This window comes from Acinetobacter sp. YH12064, assembly GCF_013419735.1.
Lineage (GTDB): Bacteria > Pseudomonadota > Gammaproteobacteria > Pseudomonadales > Moraxellaceae > Acinetobacter > Acinetobacter amyesii.
This window is the reverse complement of record NZ_VOZP01000012.1, coordinates 153,907-162,015: the sequence shown is the minus strand read 5'-3', so window position 1 is coordinate 162,015 and position 8,109 is coordinate 153,907. Positions and strand designations below refer to the sequence as shown.

The following is an 8,109-nucleotide window of genomic DNA, read 5'->3' as shown; positions in this document are numbered from 1 at the left end:
TACACAAACTAAGTTATATAACATACTGTGCATAATTCAATCGTTACTATGAACGTAGATCAGTAATGGATTTTAAGCAGTTAAAATTCCATACTGTGAATTATTGTTTAGGGGGGATAAAAGGAAAACGTCAGCACTACGTTGATATAATTGGCAGGATAATTTTCCGTTTTGGACAAAAAATTGGAATAAGGTATGGCATGGTGGCAATGCAACATTACCTGCCTCATTTGGGTTCCAACCCGACACGATTAGACGACGAGAGTTAGGATTAGTTTTGATTTCATTGACCAACCATTTAATTTGGTCAAAACCATCTTGTTCATATAGGCCATCGGCTTTTTTGGTTGCACCGAAATTACGCCATTGATGACCGTAAACAGGACCTAATTCGCCGGCAGGACGACCAAAGCGTGCAGTTTGTTCTGCGGTAGACCATTCATCCCAAATCGACACTTTATTGTCTTGCAAATATTGAACATTGGTATCGCCTTTAAGGAACCACAACAGTTCAATCACGATAGAGCGGAAATGAACTTTCTTGGTGGTGAGTAAAGGGAAACCTTGAGAAAGATCGAAGCGCATTTGATGACCAAATACAGAACGTGTTCCCGTACCCGTACGGTCGCCCTTGTCGCCGCCGTTGTCGAGAATGTGTTGTAAAAGGTCTAAATACTGGCGCATGTCTCTCTCATAATTTGCTAAATTTCTTGTGGCACATATTAGCTTGTTTTGCGTGTGGAAGAAACTGTGATGGGCGCTTGAATATAGTCAGGTTTAAAAAATCCAAAACATACGGTGTTTATTGGGTGATGACCAAATTTTGCAGGCAACAAGAGCTGAGTTGTCTGGGCTGAAGACGCCTATTAATAACAATTACATCAAGTGTTAACGAGACAATATGTCTGTTAAATCAAGCATGAGCTTAGAAGACTTAAGCTCTATTGTTTACATATTAAGCGATGTTACATTCACAGCGTTGAAAAAAATACAGATAAGTTTGATTAAAAAATACACGTGATTTTTCTCATTATGAAGAGGTGATTTTAGGCTATTATTTCTGAATAAGAGTTTGATATAAAAAATAAATATATTTGAATTAAAAATAGACGGTCGTATTTAAATGTGAAGATTTGTTTAAGAAATCTTACATTTTTTACATGAAAAAACATGATTTACGCGGTACTATCACCCTCGTTAAAATTTTTGAATGCCTAAATATAGGCGGGAGTGTGGGTTAAAGAATGGCTTATGATCACAATGTAAACTTGAGTGAAGTGCATGCTCCAGTTCAGGCAAATATCATAATTCGTTCTCAGGCGAGTAAAAATACGGGCAAGTCCAATACCACTCAAAAAGCAGCGACTAAAAATGTGGTATCCCGAAATGGTCAGCGTATCGATATCGATCGTTTGACTGGATTTTTACAAGGCATTACCCGCAAAAGCAGTACTCAGAAATGTGCCCGCAGTGTTCGTTTAGCACTTGAGTCCGCAGGGGCACGTTTTAACGGTCACCCCGTTGCCGCAGCAGATTGGGGCAGCACATTACAAAAAATTGGTTATCAAAAAATTAATTTAGCGTTTGATCGACCTAAGAAAGGCGATATCTATATTATCGACCGCAATCAAAGTAGCCGTTATGGTCATATCGCAGCATATTCAGGTAAGGATTGGGTGTCTGATTATCGTCAAGCGGGTTATGCGGTCTATCGAACTCCAAATGTGAAATATAGCTATTATCGCTTAGCGGATTAACAGCCCGTGGCTGAATAAAAGGTTAGTCTTCAAACCTTTTTGCACGCTGACTGTAGATCGAGACGATAAATAATCCAATTGCAGTAAAGCCCACACATTGCAGCGCTAAAATCCAGCGTTGCTCATTGGGTAGAAAATAAATTAAGCACACTAAACATAAAATTGGCAAACCAGCCAAACCGCATTTTAATGACGGAGACAGTGTTTTTAGTTTGTCTTGTCTGAGCTTATAAAGCAGATCAATCATCATACCAATGGCTAAACTGAAGCCCGCAAAGCGGGGATCTAGTTGTTTTTGTTCAGCGCATAGAAAAATAAGCACACAGGTACTGATACAAATGATGAGCTTGATTTGTCGGTTACAGCGCTCAGAGTACCAAAACGTCAGCATTTAAACCTTACCTTCGGGTGAAGTTTTCTCGTTTTTATTCAGCAGTGAAATCGGGGAGAGCAGGCAGATTGCCAAAGCCATAAAGCCAATGCCTTGAGCACCCGGAATCAAAATTTCACCCTTATTCATGTTGATAAAAACCAGTGCCAACAGCAGTGCAATCGGAATCCACGTCAATAAACGATAGAGTAAACCAGTTGGGTTTTTTGCTGCAAAATGAATCTTGCAATAACGACAAATCAGGAAAATCACGCCTGTACCCATGAACATGAGAATGGCTTGAAGTGTTAAGGGTTCCATCCAATACAGAACACCGGTCAGTACGACCATCGCAATAAAAAACAGGATTTTTTTAAGTACAGAAACGCTGGGGTTAAACCAAAATTCAAGCATGGATCGATAGTTTTAAAATAAGCTGAATAAACTTTAGCACAGATCAGTTGTCTAATTCAGTCACTTCATGTGCAGTAAATGCGTATGAAGGAGTAAATTTCAGCGCATAAAAAAGCGAGGCTTAAACCTCGCTTGCTTAAAGACATTTAGAAAATATTAGTGATTCTTTTGTGGACCCCAGTCATAGATTTTTTTCTGGTAGGCATACCACATCATCCATAGTCCAATCAGAATCATCGGAACTGTCAGGAACTGACCTTTACTCATCCATCCGATGAACAGTTGACCATTGTCCGGCTCACGGAAGAATTCAACGGTGAAGCGTGCGATTCCATATCCGATGAGGAACAGGGCTGAAACGGCATAACGTGGGCGAGGTTTTGAACTAAACCACCACAGCACAATAAACAGAATTAAACCTTCACAGAGGGCTTGATAGAGTTGCGACGGATGGCGCACCAACTGAAGTGGATCGGTCGGGAAGATCATGCCGAAAGCAAAATTAGGGTCGGTCACTGCACGACCATATAGCTCGCCACCAATAAAGTTCCCAATACGACCAAACATTAAGCCTGTTGGAACGCAGGGTGCGATAAAGTCGAGGGTCTGGAACCAAGTCATTTTATATTTCTTGCACCACACTAACATGGCAATCATGACCCCAAGGAAACCGCCATGGAAGCTCATGCCGCCTGTCCAAACTTGGAATAGCCACAATGGGTTGGCAAGGAACTGATCGAAACCATAAAAGAAGACATAGCCAAAGCGTCCACCAATCACGACACCCAATGCACCGTAGAAAATCAGGTCTGAGACCATTTCTGCGTTCCAGCCGTCACGTTGTTTTGCGCGGTAGCTTGCCAAGCCCCATGCAAATAAAAAGGCCAATAAATACATCAGACCATACCAGTGAACTTGTAGTGGCCCCAGTGATATCGCCACAGGGTCGATATTTGGATATGTCAGCATTGCTGTTCCTTGTCATTATGTTTTGCACAGATTTTAGCTGAATGTGCTGAAAAATGTTGTACATTCAATGTGTAAAGATATTGAGAGTTGAATATGTGCATTGTGGCTTTTGCTTGGCAGGTCTTGGATGACATGCCACTCTGCCTGATTTCGAATCGTGATGAGTTTTATCATCGACCGACGGCAGGCCTAAAGCAATGGGTAGATAGTCCGATTATTGCAGGGCAGGACTTACAGTCTGGTGGAACATGGATGGGGATAACCGCTCAAGGGCGTTGGGCGATTGTGACCAATTTTCGTGATGGTCGTGATCAGACTGCATATTCCACTTCACGTGGCGCTTTGATTCAGCAATTTTTAGAATCTGAGCAAACGCCCATTCGGTTTGCGCAAGCACTGGAACAAATCCAATGTAATTATGCCGGCTTTAATTTATTCGTTGGCGATGCCACTCAAGCCGTTTATATGAGTAATCGCGGTGAAGGGCCACAAGTCTTAGCCAAAGGGGTGTATGTCACATCTAATGGTTTAATGACTGAACATTGGGAAAAGACCCGACATTTACGCAAACGTTTCACGCAAGAATTTTTGCCGATGCTACAAAGCCAGCAACCACAGGCGGATATAGACGCCGCTGCGTGGGATATTTTGGAAGATGAACGTAAAATCATTCCAGCATTGTTACCCAATACTGGGATTCAGGCGGAAATGGAACATTTGTTGTCTTCAACCTTTATTCAAAGTCCAGTGTATGGCACCCGCTGTTCAAATTTATTATGTATGCGGGATTCACAGTGGCATTGGCAGGAAAAACAGCAGCAGGGTGAGCAACAAGGACAGATCACCCAGATAGAAGTGCATTTAAAGCCATAAAAAAAAGCCGACGATTCGTCGGCTTATTTTTTTAGAGGTGTCTTATGCGGTTTTTTGTGTTGGCTGAGCTTGTTCTACCGCTTCGCCAGCAATCACACCACCATCTTTACGGGTGATGACAACGGTTGCAGAACGTGGACGTGAGGTCGCTGCTGCATTGGTTTGTGATGCAGGCCAGTGGCTGGTCGGTTCAGCATAGGATGCTGAATCTTCGCCGGGATGTTGCACATTGATAAAAATCGCTTTGTAGTCAGGTGTCATCGTCACACCTGTGATTTCACACTCTTTTGGTCCTGTCAGGAAGCGACGTAAGTTTTCATCATTCAGTTTTGCACCCACAATGGTTTCTTGACCCGATGATGTCGTGGCTTTTGTGCCATCACCGACTTGACCCGGAAGCGCAGCAAGCATCATACAGTTGGTGGTATCGGTATAAGCACCGTCATCGGTTTGAATCCATAACACACCACGTGGGTCGAACCACATCCCATCGGGTGAAGACAAGTCATTGTTGTCATTTAGACCAGATAAGTTAATGTTGCTCGCCATTTTTGCTTCAGCACCAAACAGGTAAATATCCCAAGTAAAGCTGAGTGCTGTGGTTGTATCACCATCTTCACGGAAACGGATAATATGACCGTTGACGTTGCCTTTACCACCTTCAGGGTCGGTGTAGTTACGTGGGTTGGCTGCATCAAGTGCATGCGTCGTACCACGGTTCGAGTTATTGGTGAGGGTCACATAGACTTCACCATTGTCTGGATGTACAGCAACCCATTCAGGACGGTCCATTTTGGTAGCACCGACAGCATCTGCGGCAAGACGTGCGAAGGTCAGAACATCTGCTTGTGAGCTAAACGGATACACGCTGTTGCTTTGGTTTAAACCATTGACGTTATAGCTCAATTCAATCCATTGACCTTTGCCATCATTGTTAAATTTGGCAACGTATAACTTACCGTTGTTCATGTATTTGTCGCCCGCGGCATAGCCACCGTTGACATCTTTTTTATTCCATTTTTGGTCGGATACAAATTTATAGATGTATTCACCGCGTGAATCATCGCCCATGTAAAACGCGAGGTTGTCATCTTCACGTAAGCGACTTGCACGGCAGTCTTCATGTGCAAAGCGACCCAGTGCTGTACGTTTTACGGGGTTTTCACGACGGTCAAATGGATCGATTTCGACAATCCAACCAAAGGTGTTTGGACCATTACGATAATCTTCTGCTGCCTGAGTACCGGTAACATTCGCCGACCAACGGTCATATAAATCTTGAGACTCATTACTTCCAATCGCTGTTTCCCAACCATAGCGTGAGTTTGCACCCGCTTTTAGGCCATAACGGTTGAGTGCCACAATTTCAGCAGGACTACGTTTGGCATCATCTGCTTTCGCACGAGCGAAGTAACCAATGAAGTTTTCTTCTGTCGTCAGGTAAGTTCCCCATGGGGTATAGCCATTACCGCAGTTGTTGTGTGTACCACGGGTTTGCTGGCCATTGGTTGAAAATTTCGTGCAAACTAAGCTTGAGCCTGCAACTGGGCCTTTAAAGTCCATTACGGTCGATGCTGTGATACGACGGTTAAATGGAGAGTTTTGTACCAGTTTAACGGCTTGAGTCTTGCTGTCTTTTTCAATTTGAATGACAGAAACACCGTGTGCATTGACTTCACGGATGACTTCATCTTCAGGGCGACGACCATCTACTTTGGTTGGGCCCTGCGGGTGTAAGAAGGTTGGATTGATGTATTCATGGTTCATCACCAACAAACCTTGGTCAGACTGTTTGGCATCATAACGTCCAGAGGTGATATTTAAACCAAAGAAGCTCATACCGTCATGGCAGTCACCAGAGCGGAATTGGAAGCTCGGGCCAGAAGGAACATTGTTATCATCCCATGCTGGGTATGCAGGGTTAATCGAGTCACCCATCGCATATAGCACATGCGCTTGATAGCCTTCAGGAACGGTCACGATGTCGTCTAAATTCTTTTTCACTGGTGTGAAATTGAACTTGGTCGGTTTTTGATTTGGATCTGTAACTGGTGGTTTGGTATTGCTATTTGAACCTGAGTCATTGTCATCATTACACCCCGTTAATGAAGATGCCAATGCAAGTGCGACTGCACCACTCGCAGTCTTGGTAATCAAGCTACGACGGCTGATGCGTTGTTCTAAAATGTCACGAAAATGAAGGTTATCCGAAGTGTTGTTATCAAGTTCTTGATCTTCGTTATATGGCATGTTTGTCATGAATTTAAATCCTGGCAAAGGTGTGCTGGGTAAAAGTTGATCACATAAAACTATCGATAAAATATGACAATGCTTTGAAGCTAATGTTGCAAACTGATGAAATAGGCGTTTAGATTTCGCTGCATGAAAATTGCAAAACATTAAATGGGCGCATAAAAAAAGAGGCTATCTCAGCCTCTTAGGTGTAAAACTCACCAAAATTGTCGAAACATCAGTTTGTTTAAGTTGCAGATGTACGTCGTTTTTCAATCAGCTTGCCAAAGAACAAACCCAGCTCAAAGAGCATCCACATGGGAATGGCCAGCATGATCATCGAAAGCGCATCGGGTGGCGTGGCAAACATGGCGACAAAAAAACAGCCGACGATAATAAAACGACGCTTCTCCACCAAGGTTTGAGTAGACACCACCCCGATCAAAATCAAAATTAGCGTGATGATGGGAATTTCAAAGGTCAGCCCAAACACCAAAAAAAGCTTTAAGCAGAAACTTAAATAACTATTGATATCCGTCATCGGGGCGACTGTTTCAGGGGAAACACTCATAAAAAAATGTAGGATGGAGGGCAGAGCAACCCAATAGGCAAATGCAATTCCGACATAGAAGAGGACGATACTGCCGAATAATAAGGGCATCGCCAAATGACGCTCTTTTTCATACAGTGCAGGTTTGATGAAGGCCCAAAGTTGATAAATCACGAAAGGCATCGCGAGCATAAGCGCGACAAAGAAATTCAACTTGAACGGCGCCATAAAGGTGGCGGTCACATCCGTTGCGATCATGGATGAGGTCATCGGCAACTGCGCACGCAGTGGCTCTGACATCAATTGATAGCTTTGATTGGCAAAGGGCAATAAACAAAAGAACAGAATCAAAATGAGCCCTGTAATTTTGATCAAATGCCGACGCAAAATCACCAAATGTTTGGTGATCGGCATTTCTTCCAAATCAGGCACAGTGTTCTGTGAATTGTTCAGTGAAAGATCTGTCATACGGCCACCTGATATTCTGCTAATACATCGGTCGAACTTAATGTGGGAACCTGGTCTGTTTTAATCTCGTGCTTTTTTTTCATTTGGGGGTAGCCACGGCAAAGATCGTGCTCTGACCACGTTCGATGTACTGATAACGTGGGGATAAATTTTTATTGTCAGGTAGGACGGCTTCTTGTTGTTTTAGCGCAGTCTGTTCTATGGGGTGTTGCGTTTGTTGCAATTCATTCATCTGAGCCTGCATACGCGCTTCGAGCTGTTGAATACGTTGCATTTCTTTTTGCATTTCTTCACGAAGTTCGGACATGCGAAGTTCACGGTCAATATCTGTTTGCACGTTACTGATCAGTCGTTTAACTTTCCCGTACCATTTACCTGCAAAGCGAATACCTTCAGGCAGTTTTTCTGGGCCGAGTACGATCAGCGCAATAATGCTGAACACCAGTAATTCGCTAATACCAATATTAAGCATTATG

The 8,109-nt window shown here is 43.2% G+C and carries 8 protein-coding genes and 1 pseudogene; 2 read left to right on the top strand and 7 right to left on the bottom strand.

The window, feature by feature from the left end; translation table 11 throughout:
* Positions 1–78: 78 nt before the first annotated feature.
* Positions 79–684, bottom strand: a pseudogene (thyA, locus tag FTU13_RS12890) (thymidylate synthase); the annotation flags it as partial.
* 560 nt (positions 685–1,244) lie between these two features.
* Here thyA and FTU13_RS12885 point away from each other — a divergent pair.
* Complete coding sequence (locus FTU13_RS12885; RefSeq protein WP_180093301.1) at positions 1,245–1,757, top strand: peptidoglycan amidohydrolase family protein; 513 nt, start codon at positions 1,245–1,247, stop codon at positions 1,755–1,757.
* Between the two features lie 22 nt (positions 1,758–1,779).
* Here the strand turns inward: FTU13_RS12885 and FTU13_RS12880 are convergent, their stop codons facing one another.
* The 3 genes from FTU13_RS12880 to lgt all read right to left on the bottom strand — a co-directional run bounded on the left by FTU13_RS12880 (position 1,780) and on the right by lgt (position 3,510).
* Positions 1,780–2,148, bottom strand: a complete 369-nt coding sequence (locus FTU13_RS12880) for a hypothetical protein (RefSeq protein WP_180093303.1) — start codon at positions 2,146–2,148, stop codon at positions 1,780–1,782.
* Positions 2,149–2,541: a hypothetical protein gene (locus tag FTU13_RS12875; RefSeq protein ID WP_180128397.1), complete on the bottom strand. Its 393-nt coding sequence runs from the start codon at positions 2,539–2,541 to the stop codon at positions 2,149–2,151.
* Positions 2,542–2,697: 156 nt separating this feature from the next.
* Positions 2,698–3,510, bottom strand: coding sequence for a prolipoprotein diacylglyceryl transferase (gene lgt, locus FTU13_RS12870; protein WP_180128399.1), 813 nt, complete (start codon positions 3,508–3,510; stop codon positions 2,698–2,700).
* 93 nt (positions 3,511–3,603) lie between these two features.
* On the opposite strand from lgt, the gene FTU13_RS12865 reads away from it, so the two are divergent.
* Entirely contained in the window at positions 3,604–4,383 is a 780-nt protein-coding gene (locus FTU13_RS12865; RefSeq protein WP_180128401.1) for an NRDE family protein, read from the top strand.
* A 42-nt stretch (positions 4,384–4,425) separates the two neighbouring features.
* On the opposite strand, the gene FTU13_RS12860 is transcribed toward FTU13_RS12865, so the two are convergent.
* From FTU13_RS12860 to tatB, 3 genes are all read right to left on the bottom strand, one after another.
* Positions 4,426–6,642 carry a PhoX family phosphatase gene (locus FTU13_RS12860; protein ID WP_180128403.1) on the bottom strand — a complete coding sequence of 739 codons (2,217 nt, stop codon included), beginning with the start codon at positions 6,640–6,642 and terminating at the stop codon, positions 4,426–4,428.
* Positions 6,643–6,862: 220 nt separating this feature from the next.
* Positions 6,863–7,633: a twin-arginine translocase subunit TatC gene (gene tatC, locus FTU13_RS12855; RefSeq protein ID WP_180128405.1), complete on the bottom strand. Its 771-nt coding sequence runs from the start codon at positions 7,631–7,633 to the stop codon at positions 6,863–6,865.
* A 79-nt stretch (positions 7,634–7,712) separates the two neighbouring features.
* Positions 7,713–8,105 carry a Sec-independent protein translocase protein TatB gene (gene tatB / locus FTU13_RS12850; protein WP_180128407.1) on the bottom strand — a complete coding sequence of 131 codons (393 nt, stop codon included), beginning with the start codon at positions 8,103–8,105 and terminating at the stop codon, positions 7,713–7,715.
* Positions 8,106–8,109: the final 4 nt, after the last annotated feature.